Source organism: Skermanella rosea (genome assembly GCF_016806835.2).
Lineage (GTDB): Bacteria > Pseudomonadota > Alphaproteobacteria > Azospirillales > Azospirillaceae > Skermanella > Skermanella rosea.
On record NZ_CP086111.1, the window covers coordinates 2,698,520 to 2,720,921 of the forward strand.

Below are 22,402 nucleotides of genomic sequence, written 5' to 3' on the forward strand. Positions count from 1 at the left end.
ATGAACCTGCATCATCTGCTCCAGGCGCGGGTCGCCGCCGGCAGGCCGGTCCGGGTCGGCCTGATCGGCGCCGGCAAGTTCGGCTCCATGTTCCTGTCCCAGGTCCCCACGACGCCGGGCCTGGAGGTCGCCGTCATCGCCGACCTCGACCCGGAACGGGCCCGCGCCGCGTGCCGGCAGGTCGGCTGGGACGAGGCCCGGATCGCCCGGACGGAGTTCGTCACCTCCGGTGCCGAGGCCTGCGGCCATGACGCGGTCGAGGTCGTCGTGGAGGCGACCGGAGCGCCAGCGGCGGGCATTGCCCATGCCCGCGCCGCCATCGCGGCCGGCAAGCATATCGTCATGGTGAACGTCGAGGCCGACGTGCTCGCCGGTCCCCTGCTGGCCGAGGAGGCCCGCGCCAAGGGCGTCGTCTACTCCATGGCCTATGGCGACCAGCCCGCCCTCACCGCCGAGATGGTGGACTGGGGCCGCTCCTGCGGGTTCCAGGTGGTCGCGGCCGGCAAGGGGACCAAGTACCTGCCGCTGTTCCACGCGGTGACGCCGCACGATGTCTGGACCCATTACGGTCTGACACCGGAGGAAGCGCGCAAGGCCGGCATGAACGCCCAGATGTTCAATTCCTTCCTGGACGGGACCAAGTCGGCGCTCGAGATGGCTGCCATCGCGAACGCCTGCGATCTCGCCGTGCCGTCCGACGGCCTGCTCTTTCCGCCCTGCGGCGTGGACGACCTACCCCACGTCCTGCGTCCCGCTTCGGTAGGCGGCGTGCTGGAGCGCGAGGGCATGGTCGAGACCGTCTCCTCCTTGGAGCGTGACGGCAGGCCGGTCTTCCGGGATCTGCGCTGGGGAGTGTACGTGGTCCTGAAGGCGCCGAACGACTACGCCCGAGCCTGCTTCAAGCAGTACGGGCTGAAGACGGACGACACCGGCAGCTATGCCGCCATGTACAAGCCGTATCATCTGATCGGGCTGGAACTCGGCATATCGGTGCTCTCGGCCGCTCTACGGGGCGAGCCGACCGGCCAGACCCGCGGTTTCCGCGGCGACGTGGCGGCCGTTGCCAAGCGGCCGCTCAAGGCCGGGGAGATGTTAGACGGCGAGGGCGGCTACACCGTCTGGGGCAAGCTGGTCCCGGCCGAGCGGAGCCTCGCCGAAGGGGCGCTTCCGATCGGACTCGCGCACAAGGTCAAGTTGCTGAAGGACGTCCCGGCGGGCCGGATCGTCACCTGGGCGGACATCAGCGTACCCGACACCGAAGCCGTCCGGGTCCGCCGCGACATGGAGCGGCGGTTCGCGCTCAAGGAGACCAGCGCCGCCGCCGAGTGACGGAGTTATGGGCGACCCCAGCTCAATCCGGGATGTCGATCACCAGGCCGTCATAGGCCGGCTCGACTCCCGGAGGGAGCATCGCCAGCACCGTCTCATAGTCCATGCTCTGGTTCATGTGCGTCAGGTAGGCCCGGCGCGGGCGGAGCCGTTCGATCCAACGCAGCGTCAGCTCCAGGTGGGCATGCACGGGATGGGCTGGCGCCACGCGGACGCAGTCGACCACCCAGGTGTCGATGCCCTCCAGCGCCTCGAAGGCGGCATCCTCCATCCTGACCACATCCGTGGAATAGCCGAACCGGCCGAACCGGAAGCCCAGCGTCTTCATCCAGCCATGGTCCTGCTCGAACGGCACGATCTCCAGTCCGCCCACGCTGAACGGGCCGGTGATCTCGTGGGCGACCAGCGCCGGCTTGTAATAGATTCCTCCCGGCTTGATCGGCGTGAAGCAGTATCCGAACCGGTGCATCAGGTCGTCCAGGGTGCCCCTGTCCGCATAGACGTCCAGGGGCGCGTCCATCGCGTGGTTGATCCCCCGGAGGTCGTCCAACCCATGGGTATGGTCTGCATGACCATGGGTGAAGACCACGCCGCTCAGCCATGTCGTCCGGGTGGCGATCAGCTGTTCGCGCAGGTCGGGACTGCTGTCGACCAGCACACGGGCACCCCGGTCCTCCACTAGGATCGACGGGCGGCTCCGCCGGTTCTTCGGGTTGGCGGGGTCGCAGGCCCCCCAGTCGCCTCCGATCAGCGGAACCCCTCCGGAGCCTCCCGAGCCGAGTATCGTGATCCTCATGGTGCCGGCGTCGCCCCGGCGGCCGGTGCCGGCATGCGGTTGAACAGCCTCAGGAAATTCTCGGTCGTCCGCGCCGCGAGCTCTTCCGGGCTGACACCCTTGACCTCCGCGACGGCCGCCGCGGTATGCGCCACGAAGGCGGGCTCGTTGCGCTTGCCGCGCTTGGGGATGGGCGCCAGGAACGGCGCGTCGGTTTCCACCAGGATACGGTCGAGCGGCACCGAACGGACGATGTCGCGCAGCTCCTCCGACCGCTTGAAGGTCACGATCCCCGACAACGAGATGTAGAATCCGAACTCCAGTGCCTGCTCGGCCAGATCGCGGCCCGAGCTGAAGCAGTGCAGGACGCCGCGCAGCCCCTGCCCCGCCCCTTCGTCCCTGAGGATCCGGGCGGTGTCCGCGTCGGCATCCCGGGTATGGACCACGATGGGCAGGTCGGTCTCGCGGCAGGCCTGGGCGTGTATGCGGAATCCCGCCTGCTGGATGTCGCGCGGGCTGTTGTCGTAGAAATAGTCGAGGCCGCTCTCGCCGATCCCGACCACCTTGGGATGCCGAGACAGCTCGACCAGCCTCTCCACCGAGGTGACCGCCTGTTCCTCGGCCGCCTGGTGCGGGTGGACGCCGACGGTGCAGTAGACCTCGTCATAGGCCTCCGCGATCTCCCGGATCTGGTCGAACCGGCTGATCCGGGTCGAGATCGTGACCATGCGGGCGACCCCTGCCCGCTTGGCCCGTGCGATCACCTCGTCCCGCTCCTCCGCGAAGTCCGGGAAATCCAAGTGGCAATGGCTGTCGATCAGCATCCTACTCTCAGCTTCCAGCTTCCTCTACGAACCGCGGGAACACGCCCTCGGGACGGGGCAGCGGGGTTCCCGACGCCAGCGCCTGCCCTTCGGCGAGCCTGTCGAACCCGCGTTCCCCGGCCGGAACGGCGAGCTGGTCCAGGATCTTCGCCGACGCGTCGGGCATCAGCGGCTGGGTCAGGATCGCCAGCCGGCGGATCGTCTCGGCCAACACATACAGGACCGTTCCCATACGCGCCGGATCGGTCTTGCGCAATGCCCAGGGTGCCTGCTCGTCCACATAGCGATTGGCATCGCCGATGACGGCCCAGACCGCCTCGATGGCCTTGTGGAAGGCCTGCACCGACAGCTCCCGCCGGACGGTGCCGAGCAGTGCGGCGGCGGCCCCCAGGAGCTTGTCGTCCGCCTCGCCGAAGGCGCCGGCATCGGGCACCTTGGCCCCGCAGTTCTTCTGGATCATGGACAGGACGCGCTGGACGAGGTTGCCGTAGTCGTTCGCCAAGTCGCCGTTCAGCCGGTTGACCATCGCCCGGTGCGAGAAGTCCCCATCGTTGCCGAACGGCACTTCGCGCAGCAGGAAATAGCGGGTCGGGTCGAGCCCGTAGGTCGAGACCAGCGTCTCGGGCGCGATCACGTTGCCCAGGGACTTGGACATCTTCTGGCCTTCGATGGTCCACCAGCCATGGGCGAACACCCGCTTGGGCGGCTCCAGGCCGGCCGCCATCAGGAAGGCCGGCCAATAGACCGCGTGGAACCGCAGGATGTCCTTGCCGACCATGTGCAGGTCGGCAGGCCAGTACTTGGCGTAGGGCGTGCCGGGCGCCGTGTCGGGATAGCCCAGCGCGGTGATGTAGTTGGTCAGCGCGTCGAGCCAGACATACATGATGTGCTGCTCGTCGCCCGGCACCGGAACGCCCCAGTTGAAGGTGGTCCGGCTGACCGACAGGTCGCGCAGGCCCGATTTGACGAAAGCCATGACCTCGTTGCGCTTGCCCGGCGGCAGGATGAAGTCGGGGTTCTCGTCGTAGAACTTCAGTAGCCGGTCCTGCCAGGCCGACAGGCGGAAGAAATAGCTGGGTTCCTCGACCCACTCGCACTCCGCCCCGCTGGGCGCCAGCTTCTTGCCGGTCGGCGTGGTGGTCAGTTCGTCCTCGCCATAGAACGCCTCGTCCCGGACGGCGTACCAGCCGGCGTAGGAACCCAGGTAGATCTCGCCCTTGTCGGCCAGCGTCCGCCACAGGGCCTGGCAGGCCTCGATATGGCGCGGCTCGGTCGTGCGGATGAAGTCGTCGTTGGAATAGTTCATGGCGCCGACGAGATCGCGGAAGTTCTGCGACACCCGGTCGGTGAAGGTCTGCGGATCGACGCCGGCCACCTGGGCCGACTTCTCGACCTTCTGGCCGTGCTCGTCGGTGCCGGTCAGGAACTTCACGTCGCGGCCGTCCAGCCGCATGAACCGGGCCAGGACATCGCACGCCAGCGTGGTATAGGCGTGGCCGATATGGGGCACGTCGTTGACGTAATAGATCGGCGTCGTGATGTAGAAGGGCTGTGGCCCGGCCATTTCTCGGCTCTCCTGCGCGGCGTGACTTCTTGAATTCCGGTGCCGCCCTGAATCGTCAGGCCGAAGCGGCGGCCTCCACCGTCAGCAAGGCGTTCAGGACGACCTGTTTGCGATCGAGATTGGCACTCTCGGCCCGTGCGAAAAGGCGGTTGACCTTTTCCCATACCTCCACCCACCGATCAAGGCCGCGATCCCGCGCGAGGCGCTGCATCAGGGCTGCCTCTCCGGGGACCACCTCCGGCGGGATCGCGCCGCGGGCCAGCGAGCGGGCGAAGCGGGCCAGCCACCAGACCAGCAGGTCGGTCACGGCATAATATGCGGTATCCGCCCCCTTGCGCGCCAGCTTGTCCCCCAGCCCGTGGGCCGCGACCACGTCGAGCCGCGGCAGCGTGCCCAGCAGGCCCATCAGGTCGCGGTACAGCGCCAATCCTCCCGCCTCGGCCAGATCGAGCGCCCGGCCGATGCTGCCCTCGGCCAGCCGGGCCAGCGCCGCCCGGTCGGCGTCGGCGAGATCCGGCCGCATCCGGGCCAGCAGGTCTGCCACGACTTCCTCGGGCAGCGGGTTGAGCAGCAGCTTGCGGCAGCGCGACCGGATGGTCGGGAGCAGGCCGCCGGGATTCTCCGTCACCACCAGCAGCACGGTCCGGGCCGGCGGCTCCTCCAGGATCTTCAGGATCGCGTTCTGGCCGTTCATGTTGAGCCGCTCGGCCCCGTCCAGCACGACCACGCGCCAGCCGCCTTCCGCGGCCGTCAGGCGCAGGAAAGGCGCTATGCGTCGGACCTGGTCGACCGGGATGTCCGACTTCAGGCGGCCTTTCTTGTCGTCGAAGGGCCGTTCGATGGTCAGCAGGTCGGCATGCCCGCCGGACGCGACACGCGTGAAAACAGGGTGTTCGGGACCGATCCCCAGGCTCGTCGCGGCCGGCGGGTCGCCGAACAGCCCGCCCGCCTCCTCGCCCTGGGCCAGCAGGAACCGGGCGAACCGGTACGCCAGGGTCGCCTTGCCGATGCCCGGCACGCCGCCGATCAGCCAAGCGTGCGGCAGCCGGCCCGAGTTCCAGGCGTCGAGCAGGATCCGCTCCGCCTGGTCGTGGGCAAGAAGCTCCGGATTGTGGCGGGGGTCCGGGATCTCGGTGCTCATGACGGGCACCGCCGGGTGACGGCCGCCAGGACGGCGGCATGCACCTGCTCGATCGTCCCGCCGGCATCGATCACGACGCAGCGGCCGGGCTCGCGGGAAGCTATGTCCAGGAACCCGTCGCGGAGCCGCCGGTGGAAGCTAAGGTCCATCCGCTCATATCGGTCCTCGCCGTCATGCCGGGCGTGGGCGCGTGCGACTCCCGTACCCGGCGGAATGTCGAGGATCAGGGTCAGGTCTGGAGCGAAGTCGCCGACCGCGACGGCGTAGAGTTGTTCGATCGTCTCCCGTCCCAGCCCGTGGCCATAGCCCTGATAGGCCATGGTGCTGTCGGCGAAGCGGTCCGAGACGACCCAGCGGCCGGCGTCCAGCGCCGGCCAGACCGTCCGCGTCAGGTGGTCCCGGCGGGCCGCGAAATGGAGCAGGGCCTCCGTCACCCCGTCCCACCGGCCCGGTTCCCCGGAAACCAGGAGCCTGCGGATCTCCTCGGCCCCCGTGGCGCCGCCGGGCTCGCGGGTCGGCAGGACATCCCTGCCCTGCCCGGCCAGCGCCGCCACCAGCAGCTTGAGCTGGGTACTCTTGCCGGCGCCCTCGCCGCCCTCGAACGTGATGAATCGGCCGCGCGCCACCGGTCAACTGCCTCCGCCCGAGATCAGGTGCATCGCTGCGGCGCCGATCCGGCCGACGAAGCCAAGCCGGTCGACGCTCTGCCCGGCCACCAACGGCACTTCCTTCCTGCTGAAGCCCGGCGCCTCCATGACGATCTTGCCCAGCGGCGTGCCCTGGGCGACCGGAGCCGGCACCGGCTCCTCCAGCACGACCGAGACCTTGAGGTTGCGGCGCTCATCCCGGTTCATGGTGACCCGCAGGTCCTCCTCGACCACCAGCGGGACGGTGTCGGCATCGCCCAGCCACACGGCGGCCTGGTCGACCGGCTCGCCCTTCTTGAACAGGGCGTAGGACTCGAATTCCCGGAAGCCCCATTCCAGCAGGCGGGCGGATTCGTCGGCCCGCGCCTGCATGCTGGGCAGCCCGTTGACCACCAGGACCAGCCGCCGCCCGTTGCGCTGGGCGGATGCCGTCAGGCCGTATCCCGCCGTTTCGGTATGGCCGGTCTTCAGCCCGTCCACGTCCATGTTGCGATACAACAGCGGGTTGCGGTTACCCTGCTTGATGCCGTGATAGGTGAACTCGGTCTGCGAGTAGTAGTGATAGTATTCCGGGTAGTCCTTGATCAGGTGCTGGGCCAGCAGCGCCAAGTCGGAGGCGGTCGAGTAGTGGTTCTCGTCCGGCCAGCCGGTGGCGTTCCTGAAGTTGCTCTCGTTCAGGCCGATCTCCCGCGCGCGCCGCGTCATTTCCTCCGCGAACCGCTCCTCCGAGCCGGACAGCCCTTCCGCCAGGACGACCGAGGCATCGTTGCCGGACTGGATGATCACGCCCTTGATGAGATCCTCGACCCGGATCTGCGCGTTCAACTCGGTGAACATCTTCGAGCCCTGCATGCGCCAGGCCCGCTCGCTGACCGGAAGCGTGTCGTCCAGCGACAGGCGGCCCGCCCTGAGCCGATCGAAGACCATGTACATGGTCATGATCTTGCTCATCGAGGAGGTCGGCATGCGCTGGTGGGCGTTCTTCTCGAACAGGGTTGTCCCCGTCGACATGTCGATCAGGATCGCCTGCTTCGCGATGGTGTCGATCGACGCAGCCGACGAGACGCTCGCGATGCAGGAAACGATGATCCCTGCGATCCAGGCGATCGGTTTGCGCGGATGGGCGACGGACATCTCTCTTGCTACCCTCATTTTACAGATACCTGCGCGGCATGGACGCCAGCCGCGCGCTCCAGGGGGCCGATCCTCGCGGAAGTCCCCTCATCGCCTCTAGTCGACGACGACCCTTGCACCGTTGCTGCCGGCCTCAATCACCTGTGTCAGCACCTGGTCCGCCGCCTCGACGGTCGGGAGCGGACCGACACGGACCCGGAAATACTGGGTGTCGCCGACCATCGCCGGGTCGATCCGGGAAGCCCCCAGGCCCGACAGCCGCGCCCGAAGCCTGTTGGCGTTCTCATACACCGTGAAGGCCCCGGCCTGCACGTAGATCCTGCCCGGAGAGCGCACCGGAAGCTCGGCGACGACGGGAGCCGGCATGAACCTGCCGTCCACCGTGGCGCCCGGAAGCGTCTGCGCCGGATCGAACGGCCGCCGCTCCGCGACCTGGATCGGGGCCTGCGCTCCTTCGACCTGCACGACCGCCCGCGGGGCCGCGACCGGCACGGGAGCTCCGTCCGGGGACACCTGCGCGATGTCGACGCCCGCCTGCCCTGCCCGCGCGGCGGCGGCGACCGCCCTGCTCTCGTCAGGCAGGATCGCTACGCGGACCTTCGCGCTGCCCTGCGCCTCGAATCCGAGCAGCTGGGCGCCTCTCCGCGACAGGTCGACGATGCGGCCCGGCACGAAGGGACCCCGATCATTGATGCGGACGATGATGGACCGGCCGTTCTCCAGGTTCGTCACCCGCACGAGGCTCGGCATCGGCAGCGTCTTGTGCGCGCCGGTCAGCTCGTTCTGGTCGAATCGCTCGCCGTTCGCCGTGGTCTCGGCGTGGAAGCCGGGACCGTACCACGACGCGATCCCGGTCTCGTCGTAGCCGAAATCCTCCTTGGGGTAGTACCAGACCCCCTTGATCTGATATGGCTCCCCGACCTTGTAGCCACCCATCGCCGACCGCGTCCCGCCCTGGCCGGCCACCTTGGACGGCGTCGTCTGGGTCGAGCATGCCGACAGGGCGATGATGGCGGTGGCCACCAGAAGAGCATTCACCGAATTGCTGGCCACAGCTTTCCCGGCCATCCTGACTTCCTCGATAGGTGGGGCGAACCTACCCCATCTAAGCCAAAGCTCCAACAAAAATGGTTAACCGATTCGAGTAATCAGGCCGGTCCGGGAAACAGGCTGTCTGTCCTTCCCATGATCCTGTAGGCAACCAGCCCGATCCATTCGCGCATGGCTTCGTTCAGCGCATCCAGGCCGGCCAGCAGGTCCGGCGCCCACATCAGTTCGCCGGCGCTGCGGTAATCGACCGGGTAGGCCAGCACGGGCCAGCCCGCCTTGCGGAAGATGCCGACCGACCGCGGCATGTGGGCGGCGGACGTGATGATGAGCCAGGTCCCGCCGGAGGCAGGGCCGAGCAGCGCCTTGGTGAAGACCGCGTTCTCGTAGGTGTTGCGCGAGTCGCGTTCGAACAGGATTCGGGAAATGTCGAAGCCCAGCCCGTCCAGCACCTCGGCGATCACGTCGGTTTCCCGCAGGTCGCCGGAAAAGACGAAGCCGGACCCGCCGGTGAACACCAGTTGGGCGTCGGGGTAACGGCGGGCGAGCTTGACGAACTCGGTGATCCGCTCGGCGGCACCGTTCAGGACCGGCTGCCCCCGGTCGGCGGTCATCTCGGTATGGACGGAACCGCCGAGCAGGATGATCCCGTCCACCGCCTCGGGCAGGTCCGGCCGGGGGAACCGCTCTTCCAGAGGCCGGAGAGCAAGCTGCCCGACCGGCAGCAGCGTGATGAGAACCACCGCGAGAATGCCCGTCGTGGTCATCCACCACCCTGCCCGCCTAAGGCCGGAGCGGCCGGTGACCTGCAAAAGCTGCCCGACGACCAGCAAAGCCGCCAGGACGTTGCCGGGCTTCACGAGCGCCCAGACCAGCTTCGACAGGACGAAGGACATGGGTCGAAGCCGATCCGGGACTTATGCCGTGCCGTCAGATGTCAGCGTAGCAGTGGGTCTCGGCCGCACCGCCCGGGTGCGTGACCGCGCCCTTCTCGGCGTCGCCGACGAGCTGCGCATACTTCCACAGCGTACCGGACTGGAAGTCGTGGCGGCGCGGCGTCCATGCCTTGCGGCGCTCCGCCAGCTCCTCGTCCGACAGCTCGACCGTGATGGTCCCGGCCTCGGCGTCGATCGAGATGATGTCTCCGTCCCTGATCAGGCCGATCGGGCCGCCGACCGCCGCTTCCGGCCCGACATGGCCGATGCAGAAGCCGCGCGTGGCGCCGGAGAATCGGCCGTCGGTGATCAGGGCCACCTTGTCGCCCATGCCCTGGCCGTAGATGGCCGAGGTGGTCGACAGCATCTCGCGCATGCCGGGTCCGCCGCGCGGTCCCTCGTAGCGGATGACGATGACCTCGCCTTCCTTGTACTCGCGGCGCTCGACGGCCGCGAAGGCGTCCTCCTCGCAGTCGAACACGCGGGCCGGGCCGCTGAACTGAAGCTTCTTCATGCCGGCGACCTTCACGATCGCTCCGCCCGGCGCCAGATTGCCGCGCAGGCCCACGACGCCGCCGGTCGGGGTGATCGGATCGCTGGTCGGACGGATGACGTCCTGGTCGGTCGGGAACACCACGTCGGCGAGGTTCTCGGCGATGGTCTTGCCGGTCACGGTCATGCAGTCGCCGTGCAGGTACCCGCCGTCAAGTAGCGCCTTCATCAGGACCGGCACGCCGCCGATCTCGAACAGGTCCTTGGCGACGTAGCGCCCGCCCGGCTTCAGGTCGGCGATGTAGGGGGTGCGCTTGAACACCTCGGCGACGTCGTGCAGGTCGAACTCGATGCCGCACTCGTGCGCGATGGCCGGCAGGTGCAGGCCGGCATTGGTCGATCCGCCGGAGGCGGCGACGACGACGCAGGCGTTTTCCAGCGCCTTCCGGGTCACGATGTCCCGCGGGCGGATGTTGCGCTTGACCAGTTCCATGACGGCGCGGCCCGACGCCTCGGCATAGGCGTCGCGGCTTTCGTAGGGCGCCGGGGCACCGGCGGAACCCGGGATCGCCAAGCCCATCGCCTCGGACACGCAGGCCATGGTGTTGGCGGTGAACTGGCCGCCGCAGGAACCCGCCGACGGGCAGGCGACGCATTCCAGTTCATGCAGGTCGCTGTCGCTCATCCGGCCGGCCGAGTGTGCGCCGACCGCCTCGAACACGTCCTGAACGGTGACGTCCCTGCCCTTGTACTTGCCCGGGAGGATCGAGCCGCCATACATGAAGACGCTGGGCACGTTCAGCCGCACCATGGCCATCATCATGCCGGGCAGCGACTTGTCGCATCCTGCGAGCCCGACCAGCCCGTCATAGCAGTGGCCGCGCATGGTTACCTCGACGGAGTCCGCGATGACCTCGCGGCTGACCAGCGACGACTTCATGCCGGCATGGCCCATGGCGATGCCGTCGGTGACGGTGATGGTGGTGAATTCGCGCGGGGTTCCCGCCCCCGCCTTGACGCCGATCTTGACCGCCTGTGCCTGCCGGTTCAGCGCGATGTTGCAGGGAGCCGCCTCGTTCCAGCAGGTCGCGACGCCGATGAAGGGCTGCGCGATCTCCTCCTCCGTCATCCCCATGGCGTAGTAATAGGAGCGATGCGGCGCCCGCTCGGGCCCAACGGACACATGCCGGCTCGGCAGGTTCGATTTGTCCCAGGTGGTGGGTTTGTTGTCGCCGTAGGGCATGACCGATTACCTCTTGTTGCCATTTGGCCCGCGGAGGGCTGCTCTTATTGCGCCGGAACATAGCGCCGCAGGTTCCCGAAGCCTAGTGCGCTTTGGGCGTCAAAGGTGAATGGTGGGACGGGATGCTCGGATGCGAAAGGCGCCCGCTGGTCTCGATGCCATCTCGCCCCTCCGCCGTAGGGTTAACACACAAGATTATAGATACCCCGCCTGGTTGATCGAGAACCGATCCGATCCAGGCTATCGGATATTTTCAGACGAAGATTCGCGCAAAGCCCCGTCTATAGGAAAATATGCTGGAAACATCTGATGATGTATACATCGACCCAGGCCAATGGCCGCAAGCCCTTGTATCACCGCAGGAAGTGTGGTGAATTCTCTATTTGTTCGCGATATGTTCTTTTTAAGGCAATATAGGTGGTCCGAGCCGCGTCATCATCGGCGGACCACCATTTCCCTTCAAGCTTAGCGTCAGGAAAGCTTGTGGGAAACGGTGGTCCGTCGCCGCCCTACGCCGAAGTCAGCCGAGCGAGCGCCTCGGCCAGCTTCTGCTTCGCCGACTCCGCCGCGGCACGGCGGTCCCGCTGCTCCTCGATCACTTCCTCGGGTGCGCGGGCGACGAAGTTGGCGTTGTTCAGCTTCTGGTCGATCTTCGCGACCTCGCCGGAGAGCTTGTCGATCTCCTTCGTCAGGCGGGCCTTCTCCTGGTCGATGTCGATCACGCCGGCCAGGGGCAGCACCACGGTCGCCTCGTCCAGCACCGCCTGCACGGCACCCTTGGGCGCCGGATCGCCGGTCGTCTCGGCGGAGGACAGCCGGGCCAAGCGCAGGATGATGTCGCGGTGGGTGTCCAACCGCCGGACCGTCTCCGCCGAGGCGTCCTTGAGCAGCATCGGGATCTGGGCGCCCGCCGGCACGTTCATCTCGTTCCGGACGGTACGGATCGCCGAGATCAGGCGGACCACCCAATCCATCTCGGCCTGAGCGGCAGCATTTTCCATCTCCGGGCCGAACTCCGGCCAGGCAGCGCGGATCAGGCCGGACGCCCGGTCGGCGCCGATCTGCTCCCAGAGCTCCTCCGTGATGAAGGGCATGAAGGGATGCAGCAGGTGGAGGATCTCGTCGAGCACCCAGGCGGTCGTCGCCCGAGTCTCGGCCTTGGCCGCCGCGTCGTCGCCGTTGAGGATCGGCTTGGTGAACTCCAGGTACCAGTCGCAGAAGGTGCCCCAGGTGAACTGGTACAGCGTGTTGGCCGCATCGTTGAAGCGATAGGCCTCGATCGCCTCGGCCGAGCGGGCGGATGTCTTCGCCACCTCACCGACGATCCAGCGGTTGACCGTCTGGCTGGCGGAGCCGGGATCGAAGCCCGGCTGCGGCAGGCACTCGTTCATCTGGCAGTAGCGCGCGGCGTTCCACAGCTTCGTCGCGAAGTTGCGGTATCCCTCGACCCGGCCGACCGCCAGCTTGATGTCGCGCCCCTGGGCCGCCATGGCCGCCAGCGTGAAGCGCAGGGCGTCGCAGCCATATTCGTCGATCAGGTTCAGCGGATCGATGACGTTGCCCTTGGACTTCGACATCTTCTGCCCGCGCTCGTCGCGCACCAGGGCATGGATGTAGACGTGGCGGAACGGCACGTCCCCCATGAAGTGAAGCCCCATCATCATCATCCGGGCGACCCAGAAAAAGATGATGTCGAACCCGGTGATCAGCACGTCGCCCGGGTAGTAGCGCTCCAGCTCCTTGGTCTGCTGCGGCCAGCCCAAGGTCGAGAACGGCCACAGCGCCGACGAGAACCAGGTGTCCAGCACGTCCGGGTCGCGCGTCAGTTCCGTTTCCGAACCGTAATGGGCCGCGGCGGCGGCCCGGGCCGCCTCCTCGGTCTCCTCGACGAAGACGGCCCCGTCCGGGCCGTACCAGGCCGGGATCTGATGGCCCCACCAGATCTGGCGGCTGATGCACCAGGGCTGGATGTTGCGCATCCACTCGAAATAGGTGTTCTCCCATTGCTTGGGAACGAACACCGTCCTGCCCTCCTCGACCGCCTTGATCGCGGGCTGGGCCAGGGTGACCGCGTCGCAGTACCACTGGTCGGTCAGCCACGGCTCGATCACCATGCCGGACCGGTCGCCGTGGGGCAGCATGTGGGTGTGCGGCTCGATCTTCTCGACCAGGCCCTGCTCTTCCAGGTCGGCGACGATCCGCTTGCGCGCCTCGTACCGGTCCAGGCCGCGGTAGGCTTCGGGAATGATCGCGTCGTCGATGATCCGGGCGTCCCGGTCCAGGACGTTGATCATCTCCAGGCCGTGCCGCCGCCCGACCTCGAAGTCGTTGAAGTCGTGCGCCGGCGTGATCTTGACGGCGCCGCTGCCGGTTTCCGGGTCGGCATACTCGTCGCCGACGATCCTGATGCGGCGCCCCACCAGCGGCAGCACCGCGAAGCCGCCGATCAGGTCGCGGTAGCGCTCGTCTTCGGGATGCACCGCGATGGCGGTGTCGCCCAGCATGGTTTCCGGCCGGGTGGTCGCGACGGTGATGAAGCGGTCGGGCTGGTTCTCCAGCGGGTACTTGAAATGCCAGAGGTGCCCCTTGACCTCCCGCGACTCCACTTCAAGGTCGGAGATCGCGGTGTGCAGCTTCGGATCCCAGTTGACCAGGCGCTTGTCGCGGTAGATGAGCTTCTGTCTGTGGAGCGTCACGAAGACCTTGGCGACCGCCTCCGACAGGCCCTCGTCCATGGTGAATCGTTCGCGCTCCCAATCGGGCGAGGCGCCCAGGCGCCGGAGCTGGCGCGTGATCGTGCCGCCCGATTCCGCCTTCCACTGCCAGACCTTGTCGATGAAAGCGGCGCGGCCCAGGTCGTGGCGGGTCTTGCCTTCGGCGGCCAGCTGGCGCTCGACCACCATCTGCGTCGCGATGCCGGCGTGGTCGGTTCCCGGCTGCCACAGGGCGTCGTCACCGCGCATGCGGTGGTACCGGATCAGGATATCCTGGAGAGTGAAGGTGAGCGCGTGCCCCATGTGCAGGCTGCCGGTCACGTTGGGCGGCGGCATCATGATCGTATAGGAACGGGCGTTCGACTCGGCATTGGCGGCGAAGGCGCCCGACTTCTCCCACGCGTCGTAGTGCTTCGCTTCGACGTCGGCGGGGCGATATGTCTTGTCCAGCATCGCTGAATCTTTCAACTCTTCGGGTCCCGGGCTCTGGTTGTCCTGGACCGCGGAAATGGATTTGGCGGACCCTGCCTTCAGCACGGCCCGCCCCGATCAGTTCTTCCGCCCAAGGCTTTCGGCTGGATCGCTCGTCAGCCGCCCTGGGCGCGGCGTACCATCTTCTCGATCTCGCGCTGGACCATTCGCTCGACCATGGGCGGCAGGTTCTGGTCCAGCCAGTCGCGGAGCAGCGGGCGCATGACGTCCTTCAGGATGTCCTCGACGGTCGGACCGCCGCCATAAGCCTGCATGCTGCCGGAGAAGCGGTTGCCGCCGATGCTGCTGGCGAGCTGGGCGAAGGCGGCGCTGGTCGCGGCCGCCGTCGGCGCCGACACCAGATCGTCGTCGTCATAGCTGGAGACCGGCTGACGGCGCGGGGCCGGCTTGTCGAACAGGTCGTCCAGCGTGTCGAGGGACAGCGGCGGCTCGGGCTCCTCGGGTTCGGGGTCCGGTTCCGGATCCATCGCCCGTGCCCAGGGATCGTCCTGCGGCTCCTCGACGTCGACGACGGAACCGTCGTCCTGCACCATCTGGGTGAGTTCCAGCACATCCTCGTCCATCGGCTCCTCGGGGGGAGGCGGCGGAGGCGGAGCGACATAGGCCGAGACGGGAGCCGGCGCGGGAGGCGGCGGGGCTGGTTCAGGCTTGCTCGGCTCCGCGGGCTCGGTGTCTTCGGATATGATTCGCCGGATGGAGGCTAGGATTTCCTCCATCGATGGTTCTTGCTGGGACTTGGTATCACTCATCAGCGCAACCCCAGGAGCCTGATCCGGAACCCGGAGCCTATGTCACAACAAGTTAAATTACCACCAAGTCGTTCAACCGGTCTGGCGAGAGCCGAAAGGTCATTCATCGATGTCGGTTCCCCACCATTTGTCGCGAACCTGCCTGTAGTGCTTCTCGTGGTCGTAATAGTTGACCTGCAGCCCGAGCTGGCGGGCGGTGAGCTGCCCGGTGGATTCGAGCACGGCGAAGGCGGCGACGGTCTCGTCGCGCTGCGCCCGCACCAGTTCGACGCGCGCGTCCAGCAGCTCCTGCTCGGAATCCAGCGTGTCCAGGGTCGTGCGCGATCCGACCAGGGCTTCCTGACGGACCCCTTCCAGCGCGATCTCGGACGCCCGGACCTGGGATTGGCGCGACTGGATCGTGGCGCGGGCTGTAGTCAGCCCTTCCCAGGCGCGGATGGCGTTCTCCACCACTTGGCGGCGCGCCTCCTCGATCTGGATGCGCCGCTGGCTGGCGGTCTGCCGGGCCTCGCGGACCCGCGCCGCGGTCGAGCCGGCCTGGTAGAGCGGGATCGTGACGGAGGCGGTGACCGAGGCGCCGTCGGACCGGTCGGCCTGGCTGCTCGGCTCGTAGACGCGCGACACAGTGCCGCGCAAGTTGGCCGACGGCAGCATTTCGCCCCGGACCTGGTCCACGGCGTTCCGGGCCGCCGTCTCCGAATACTCCGCCGCGACGATCCCGGGATTGTTGCTCTCGGCCAGCGAGATCGTCTCCTCGCGGGTCGCCGGCAGGTCGAAGCGCAGGCGCGGCGCGGTCAGCCGGCCGGGAGGCGCTCCGATCAGGCGGGCATAGACGGCGCGGCTGGCGCTCAGCAGCCCTTCGGCCTGGATGCGGTCGGAGACCGCCCGGGCCAGCCGCGACTCCGCCTGGCTGACGTCGGTCCGGGTGATCTCGCCGACATTGAACCTGTCCTGCGACGCGTCGAGCTGCCGCCGCAGTACCTGCTCGTTGTTGATGTTCAGGTCCACCACGGCTTGGTCGCGCACCACGTCGAGGTAGGCGGTGGCCGCGTCGAGCAGGACCGTCTGCTCGGTGGACAGCAGGTCCGCCCGTTGGGCCTGGACCAACGCTTCGGCGCGCTTGGTGCTCGCCGCCGTCCTGCCGCCGGTATAGAGCGGCTGCACGACGCTGAGGTCCACGCCGCGCTGCTGAAGGTTGCTGTTCCGGGTGGTGCCGGCCGCGCGGAGTCGCTGGCGGCTGTAGCCGGCGTCCGCGCTGGCTTCCACCGACGGCCGGTATCCCGAAAGCGCCTGCGGCACCAGTTCGTCGGTCGCGCGCAACTGGGCACGCTGCGAGTCGATCGTCGGATTGGTCGCATAGGCGTTCGCCAGCGCTTCCTCGAGGCTCTGCGCCGAGGCCGGTTGGCTCGCCACCAGGGCCAGCAGGACGCCGCCCAGGGAAGCACCGAGGGCGGTGCCGGTCCGCCGTGAAATCCGTCTCATCAATACACCTTCATCGTCGGGTCGATACGGCGAGCCCAGGCATCCACGCCGCCCGTCAGGTTGGTCGCCTTGTCGAACCCGTTGTGACGCAGCCAGGCGGTCGCCTGGGCGCTCCGCCCGCCGTGATGGCACACGAGGACCACCTGACGATCCTTGGGCAGCTCTCCGGCCCGCCGGGCCAGCGTGCCCAGGGGAATGCTGGTGCTCCCCTCGATCGCGCAGAGCTCGAACTCCCACGGTTCCCGCACGTCCACCAGGGCGAGGTCGGCGCCGGACTGGCGCAGACTCTGAAGAGCATCGACATCTATCTGCAGCGGCACTGTGTCGGTCATCACTCGCTCCTGGTCACTTGATGCTCCGGGCCCGCATCCGTCGGACTTCGCGGCAGGTCGTCAGAACTGGAAGACCGGCTTGGGCTCGAAGCCCGGAAGCAGGGGCGTGGCGGCATCGAACAGGATGCGGCCGGTCTCGACCTCGCCGGTGCGCTGGAACAGGCGCGCCTGCCCCATCCGCGCGTCCGGCGCCACCACGGTCACCAGCCGGCCGCCGTCGGCCAGCTGCTCCAGGATCGCCTTGGGCACCTCCGACACGGCGCCGTGGATCAGGATCGCGTCGTAGGGCGCCTGCTTGGCGTAGCCTTCGGTCAGCGGACCCTGGACCAGGACGACGTTATCGACGCCCAACTCGCGCAGCGTCTCCTCCGCGCGGGCCGCCAGTTCCGGATTCTCCTCGAGCGCCACCACGGTCGCCGCCATGCGCGACATGAGGGCGCTGGCGTAACCGGTGCCGCAGCCGATGTCGAGCACGATGTCCGTCGGCCTGATCCGCGCCTCCTGGAGGAGGCGGGCGATCACCATGGGCTCGATCAGGTACCGGCCCTTGGCGACCGGAATGTCCTCGTCCACATAGGCGAAGCTGCGCGACGCCTTGGGCACGAACAGTTCGCGGGGAATGTTCGACATCGCGTCGACCAGCGCGTGGTCGGTTACTTTGTTGGGGCGGACCTGCCCTTCGACCATGTTGTAGCGGGCTGCGGAATAATCGGGCATGGCAACCGTTTTCTGATCTTGTTTCATCCGGCGCGCCAGTCTTCCGCGGCGGAGCGGCGCTGTATCGCCTTATATCCGTCAACGCGTTCAAACACAACGGAGAGCCATCGAAGCGTCCGACGACGCAGACGGTCTGTCGCATGTATGCCTCATTGGTGGGCACGCCGACCGCCGCTTGACCGGCGATCCCGGGCCGGCTATATCAGGACACCTCTCCGGAGCCGGCGCGATCAAGGGCCGGTACCGGCACCTGGCGCGGTGGCAGAGTGGTGATGCAGCGGACTGCAAATCCGTATATCCGGGTTCGATTCCCGGCCGTGCCTCCATATCCCCATGTTTCCTGAAATATGACCCAAGTCGTGGCAGCGCGGCCGTAGTCGCGGCCGGCGGCCGAGCTTGCGTCCTGGCGCTTGGCCTTTTCCACCGGAAAAGCAATCCCCTCCCCCGCCCTCCCCTCCCCTCCCCTGCTGTAAAACATATACCTAAATCGATTTTTCTTTGTTTTCAGTAAAGACGAAATTCTTCGAGGCGCTGGCCTTTGTTTACCTGACTATGGAATGGGTCGATATTGCTGACGCATTTTTACTACACCTGCCAAACTATTCAGACGGACCTCTTTGAAAGACTGGCGGAGGCCCGCGGGATTCGTGCATCATACTTTCCGAAAGCGAATTAATGGCCTGGAGCGACGGTCCGGTGTGATCCGGCGCTTCGGTCGGAGAGCGGGTCGGCCCGAGCGGAGCCCTGGAGGATCGGGGGATTTGAGGCAGGCCTGCCAGTCAGTACGAGGAGCGGACCATGCATATTGCGGCAGGACATACAGCATCGTTCACCCGTAACTACGCCGTGGCGGCTTTGGCCGCATTGGCGCTGACCGTCGCGGTGGCCGGCGGCGTCGCCTTCACGGCGTGGCAGGGTCCGTCCGACCTCCTGGCCGTCCCGGGCGCTTCGCTGCCGGAGAACACCCGGCCGATGATCCTGGTTCCCTTGCCCCGCTGAGCCGCGGGCCCTTCATCCCCTTCGCACCTCTCCTTCGCTGGCGCGACTGAAGCGGGGGCAGGCCTTACCGCGCTGCCTGCCCCCGCCATTTTTTGTCCGGCCGCTCCCCCGGGCAGGCGCTTGATGAAGCCTCCGTTCCCGCACATGTGAATGGAAAGACGCGCGGCGATCGCGCGGATCCGAGGGAGGCTTGCGATGCTTTCGCCTATCCGGCTGCTGGACCGACCGCTGGCCCGCCTGGGCCGGCTTGGATTGATCGCCGCACTGGCCGCGGCCCCGTGGGTCGCCCCCTGGGTCGCGGGGCCGGTTCCCGCCGCCGCCCAGCGGGTCGAGGCGCCGGACGTCGCCGCGATGATGCAGTCGGTCGTCGGGGTCAAGGCGACAGTCCCGTCCGATGCCCGTTCGGCCGACAGCCTCGGCACGGAAAGGCTGGGCAGCGGCATCGTGATCGACGGCAGCGGCCTCATCGTCACGATCGGCTACCTGGTCATGGAAGCCAGCGCGGTCGAGGTCCGGACCGCGGAAGGCAAGGTCCATCCCGCGGAGATCGTGGCCTACGACCATGTCAGCGGCTTCGGCCTGCTCAGGGGACAGTACGGGTTCCGCGCCAAGCCGATGCGGCTCGGCCGCTCCGGGGAGGCCAAGGTCGGCGACCCGATGCTTGCCCTCGCCCATGGCGGTCCCGACGCGGTCCACGCGACGCTGGTCGTCAGCAAGCGGGAGTTCGCCGGATACTGGGAATACCTGCTGGACGAGGCGATCTTCACCTCGCCGGCCATCGCCGAGTTCGGGGGAGCGGCGCTGGTCTCGCCCCGGGGCGAGCTGATGGGCGTCGGCTCCCTGTTCGTCCACGACGCGGCGCCGCCGCTGGCGGCTCCCGGCAACATGTTCATCCCGGTGGACGTGCTCCGCCCCATTCTCGGCGACCTGCTGGCGCTCGGCCGCTCCGCCGAGTCGCCGCGCCCCTGGCTCGGTGTCACCACCCAGCAGGCGGGGGACCGGCTCGTGATCCAACGGGTCACGCCCGACAGCCCGGCGGCGGCGGCCGGCCTGCGCCCGGACGACGCGATCGTCGCCGTCGGCGGGCAGCCGGTCAACCGGCTTGCGGATCTCTATCGGAAGATCTGGGCTTTGGGCGAAGCCGGCGTCAGCGTCCCGCTCGGCATCCAGCGGGCTGGCCGGGTCGAGACGGTGTCGGTCCGATCGATCGATCGGCTCCGCCATCTCCGGCTCAAACCCACGTTCTGAGGCCCTGTCATCATATCTTCTCGTATAGGCGGCGTTATCCAGAAGGATCTATCGCCTTCTAGTGGTATTTACATTTATTTGGATATAGCATGCCCCGGCTGGCGCGGCGGTGCCTCCTCGGGGAGACGATCCGCCCGCGCTTGCTTTGTCGGATCGTCCGAGGCGCGGATGTTTTCACGCCAGGCATCCGATATGCAGCCGCAGACGGGCGTGGAGAATGATGCGCAAGCCGAAGAATGTCGCCAACGAGATCGACGCGCACGTGGGCGCCAGGCTCCGCCTGCGCCGATTGCTGCTGGGAATCAGCCAGGAAAAGCTGGGGGACGCCCTGGGGTTGACCTTCCAGCAGATCCAGAAGTACGAGCGGGGCGCCAACCGGGTCGGCGCAAGCCGGCTCTACGACATGTCCAGGGTCCTGGACGTTCCGGTGGCCTACTTCTTCGACGATATGCCTGACGAGACCGCGGCCGTGATGTCGACCCGGCTACCCGGCGGCTCCCGCGCGATCGGCGAATCGTCCCTGGGCTCCGACATCCTGCTCAACCGCGAGACCACGGAGCTCGTGCGGGCCTACTACAGCATCACGGACGTCGATGTCCGCCGGCGGGCGCTCGATTTTTTGCGCACCGTGAGCGAGAGCGCCGTGATCAACCGGGGCCGCCACGGGCAGGAGGGTGGGGAGGCCAGACCCGAAAGCGTTCCCGAAGAGGTGTAGCGGGCAGGGTGGCGTTCGACGCATTCGGGTTGTCCGGCGGGGTCCTCGCACCGGGCGGCGGCATGGGATAAGAGATTTCCTGTTGCCGCCTTTGTCCGTGGCCCTTTTTTCCGATGCGATCGAGCGACACCATGAACGATGAGCAGGATATCGAGATCCTCGCTAAGGAAACCCTGCATGACGGCTTCTTCCGGATGGACCGCTATCGGCTCCGCCACCGGAAGTTCGACGGAACCTGGACCGAGGAGCTCTCGCGGGAGATCTTCGAGCGCGGCAACTCGGTCGCGGCCCTGCTCTACGATCCGAAGGCCGACGCCGTGGTGATGGTCGAGCAGTTCCGCCTGCCGGCACGCCTGGCCGGCCGGTCCGCCTGGAGCTTCGAAGTTCCCGCGGGAGTGGTCAAGCCCGGCGAGGAGCTTGCCGACGTCGCCCGGCGCGAGGCGTTCGAGGAGACCGGCTGCCGGATCGACGGCGACCTCGCGCGGATCGGCGAGTTCATGGCCAGCATCGGCGGCAGCACGGAAGTCGTGACGGTTTTCCTGGGGTTGGTGGACGCCTCCGGCACCGGGGGAATCCACGGCTTGTCCGACGAGCACGAGGACATCCGCGTCCATGTCGTCCCCTCCGCCGAGGCGATCCGGCGGGTCGACGACGGCAGGATCGACAATGCCGCCAGCATCATCGCCCTGAATTGGCTGGCCCGGCACCGCGACGCGCTGAGGCGGGAGCGGGCCTGATCCCGCCCGCTTGATCCGGTGACGGGCGAAAGCTAGTCTGTCAGCCATCCGACAGGCCAGAGGGAAGAACGCTCACCGTGGACGTACGCGAAGGATTCATCGGAAGCATCGGCGAAACGCCCCTGATCCGGCTGGAAGGCCCCTCCAAGGCGACCGGCTGCGACATCCTGGGCAAGGCCGAGTTTCTCAATCCCGGCGGCTCCGTCAAGGACCGCGCCGCCATTGCGATCGTCCGGGACGCCGAGCGCCGGGGCCTCCTCAAGCCCGGCGGAGTCATCGTCGAGGGCACCGCCGGCAACACCGGCATCGGGCTGGCCCTTGTCGGCAACGCCCTGGGTTACCGCACCGTCATCGTCATGCCGGAGACCCAGAGCCAGGAGAAGAAGGACATGCTTCGCCTGGTCGGCGCCGACCTGCGCCTGGTCCCTGCCCTGCCCTACAAGGACCCCGGCAACTATGTCCGCTACTCCGAGACGCTGGCGACCGAATTGGCCGCGTCCGAGCCGAACGGCGCGATCTGGGCCAACCAGTTCGACAACGTCGCCAACCGCGAAGGGCACAGGGCGACCACCGGCCCGGAGATCTGGCGCCAGACCGACGGGCGGGTGGACGCCTTCACCTGCGCGGTCGGCACCGGCGGCACCCTGGCGGGGGTCGGGATGGCGCTGAAGGAGAAGAACCCGGACGTCCGCATCGTGCTGGCCGATCCCATGGGGTCGGCGCTCTACAACCACTTCGCCCACGGCGAACTGAAGGCCGAAGGGAACTCGATCACGGAGGGGATCGGCCAGGGCCGCATCACCCGCAACCTGGAAGGCGCGCCGATCGACGGCTGGCACCGCGTGACCGACGAGGAGGCTCTGCCCCTGCTGTTCGAGTTGCTGAAGGACGAAGGACTGTGCCTCGGCGGCTCCAGCGGGATCAACGTCGCCGCGGCAATGAAGGTCGCGCGGGACCTGGGTCCGGGCCATACCGTCGTGACGATCCTGTGCGACTTCGGGACGCGCTACCAGTCGAAGCTGTTCAACCCCGCCTTTCTCCGGCAGAAGAACCTGCCGGTGCCGGCCTGGCTGGACGATTGAGGAC

The 22,402-nt window shown here is 67.5% G+C and carries 20 protein-coding genes and 1 tRNA gene; 7 read left to right on the plus strand and 14 right to left on the minus strand.

Going from position 1 to position 22,402, the window contains the following annotated elements:
- Entirely contained in the window at window positions 1-1,329 is a 1,329-nt protein-coding gene (locus JL101_RS12405) for an NAD(P)H-dependent oxidoreductase (RefSeq protein WP_203095339.1), read from the plus strand.
- 22 nt (window positions 1,330-1,351) lie between these two features.
- Here the strand turns inward: JL101_RS12405 and JL101_RS12410 are convergent, their stop codons facing one another.
- From JL101_RS12410 to JL101_RS12475, 14 genes are all read right to left on the minus strand, one after another.
- Complete coding sequence (locus JL101_RS12410) at window positions 1,352-2,125, minus strand: MBL fold metallo-hydrolase (protein ID WP_203095340.1); 774 nt, start codon at window positions 2,123-2,125, stop codon at window positions 1,352-1,354.
- The gene (locus JL101_RS12415; protein ID WP_203095341.1) at window positions 2,122-2,928 is read right to left on the minus strand and encodes a TatD family hydrolase; all 807 of its coding nucleotides are present in this window, start codon (window positions 2,926-2,928) and stop codon (window positions 2,122-2,124) included. Before JL101_RS12415 ends, JL101_RS12410 begins: the two co-directional genes overlap by 4 nt.
- A 7-nt stretch (window positions 2,929-2,935) precedes the next feature.
- Window positions 2,936-4,492, minus strand: a complete 1,557-nt coding sequence (gene metG, locus JL101_RS12420; RefSeq protein WP_203095342.1) for a methionine--tRNA ligase — start codon at window positions 4,490-4,492, stop codon at window positions 2,936-2,938.
- Between the two features lie 55 nt (window positions 4,493-4,547).
- A complete protein-coding gene (locus JL101_RS12425) occupies window positions 4,548-5,633 on the minus strand; it encodes a DNA polymerase III subunit delta' (RefSeq protein WP_203095343.1) in 1,086 nt (361 codons plus the stop codon).
- Entirely contained in the window at window positions 5,630-6,259 is a 630-nt protein-coding gene (gene tmk / locus JL101_RS12430; RefSeq protein ID WP_203095344.1) for a dTMP kinase, read from the minus strand. Before tmk ends, JL101_RS12425 begins: the two co-directional genes overlap by 4 nt.
- Window positions 6,260-6,262: 3 nt before the next feature.
- Complete coding sequence (locus JL101_RS12435; protein ID WP_228435425.1) at window positions 6,263-7,432, minus strand: D-alanyl-D-alanine carboxypeptidase family protein; 1,170 nt, start codon at window positions 7,430-7,432, stop codon at window positions 6,263-6,265.
- Between the two features lie 78 nt (window positions 7,433-7,510).
- Complete coding sequence (locus JL101_RS12440; RefSeq protein ID WP_203095345.1) at window positions 7,511-8,482, minus strand: septal ring lytic transglycosylase RlpA family protein; 972 nt, start codon at window positions 8,480-8,482, stop codon at window positions 7,511-7,513.
- 80 nt (window positions 8,483-8,562) lie between these two features.
- Window positions 8,563-9,357 (minus strand): YdcF family protein, encoded by a 795-nt coding sequence (locus tag JL101_RS12445; RefSeq protein WP_203095346.1) that lies wholly within the window; start codon window positions 9,355-9,357, stop codon window positions 8,563-8,565.
- Window positions 9,358-9,391: 34 nt separating this feature from the next.
- Entirely contained in the window at window positions 9,392-11,131 is a 1,740-nt protein-coding gene (gene ilvD, locus JL101_RS12450; protein ID WP_203095347.1) for a dihydroxy-acid dehydratase, read from the minus strand.
- Window positions 11,132-11,640: 509 nt separating this feature from the next.
- Window positions 11,641-14,298, minus strand: a complete 2,658-nt coding sequence (locus tag JL101_RS12455) for a valine--tRNA ligase (protein WP_203095348.1) — start codon at window positions 14,296-14,298, stop codon at window positions 11,641-11,643.
- A gap of 134 nt (window positions 14,299-14,432) precedes the next feature.
- The gene (locus JL101_RS12460) at window positions 14,433-14,900 is read right to left on the minus strand and encodes a DUF2497 domain-containing protein (RefSeq protein ID WP_228435426.1); all 468 of its coding nucleotides are present in this window, start codon (window positions 14,898-14,900) and stop codon (window positions 14,433-14,435) included.
- A gap of 285 nt (window positions 14,901-15,185) precedes the next feature.
- Complete coding sequence (locus JL101_RS12465) at window positions 15,186-16,568, minus strand: TolC family outer membrane protein (protein WP_203095350.1); 1,383 nt, start codon at window positions 16,566-16,568, stop codon at window positions 15,186-15,188.
- Window positions 16,568-16,900 carry a rhodanese-like domain-containing protein gene (locus JL101_RS12470; protein ID WP_203095351.1) on the minus strand — a complete coding sequence of 111 codons (333 nt, stop codon included), beginning with the start codon at window positions 16,898-16,900 and terminating at the stop codon, window positions 16,568-16,570. The genes JL101_RS12465 and JL101_RS12470 overlap by 1 nt, the downstream gene beginning before the upstream one ends.
- Window positions 16,901-16,960: 60 nt before the next feature.
- Window positions 16,961-17,617, minus strand: a complete 657-nt coding sequence (locus tag JL101_RS12475) for a protein-L-isoaspartate O-methyltransferase family protein (RefSeq protein ID WP_203095352.1) — start codon at window positions 17,615-17,617, stop codon at window positions 16,961-16,963.
- Between the two features lie 252 nt (window positions 17,618-17,869).
- Between JL101_RS12475 and JL101_RS12480 the strand changes: the two genes are divergently transcribed.
- From JL101_RS12480 to JL101_RS12505, 6 genes are all read left to right on the plus strand, one after another.
- Window positions 17,870-17,943: transfer RNA gene (locus JL101_RS12480), tRNA-Cys, on the plus strand.
- A gap of 472 nt (window positions 17,944-18,415) precedes the next feature.
- Complete coding sequence (locus tag JL101_RS12485; RefSeq protein WP_203095353.1) at window positions 18,416-18,616, plus strand: hypothetical protein; 201 nt, start codon at window positions 18,416-18,418, stop codon at window positions 18,614-18,616.
- Between the two features lie 195 nt (window positions 18,617-18,811).
- Window positions 18,812-19,864: a S1C family serine protease gene (locus JL101_RS12490; RefSeq protein ID WP_203095354.1), complete on the plus strand. Its 1,053-nt coding sequence runs from the start codon at window positions 18,812-18,814 to the stop codon at window positions 19,862-19,864.
- 217 nt (window positions 19,865-20,081) lie between these two features.
- A complete protein-coding gene (locus JL101_RS12495; RefSeq protein ID WP_203095356.1) occupies window positions 20,082-20,579 on the plus strand; it encodes a helix-turn-helix domain-containing protein in 498 nt (165 codons plus the stop codon).
- Between the two features lie 131 nt (window positions 20,580-20,710).
- The gene (locus JL101_RS12500; protein ID WP_203095358.1) at window positions 20,711-21,316 is read left to right on the plus strand and encodes an NUDIX domain-containing protein; all 606 of its coding nucleotides are present in this window, start codon (window positions 20,711-20,713) and stop codon (window positions 21,314-21,316) included.
- A gap of 77 nt (window positions 21,317-21,393) precedes the next feature.
- On the plus strand, window positions 21,394-22,398 hold the full coding sequence (locus JL101_RS12505) for a cysteine synthase A (RefSeq protein ID WP_203095360.1): 1,005 nt from the start codon (window positions 21,394-21,396) through the stop codon (window positions 22,396-22,398).
- The last annotated feature ends 4 nt before the right edge of the window (window positions 22,399-22,402 follow it).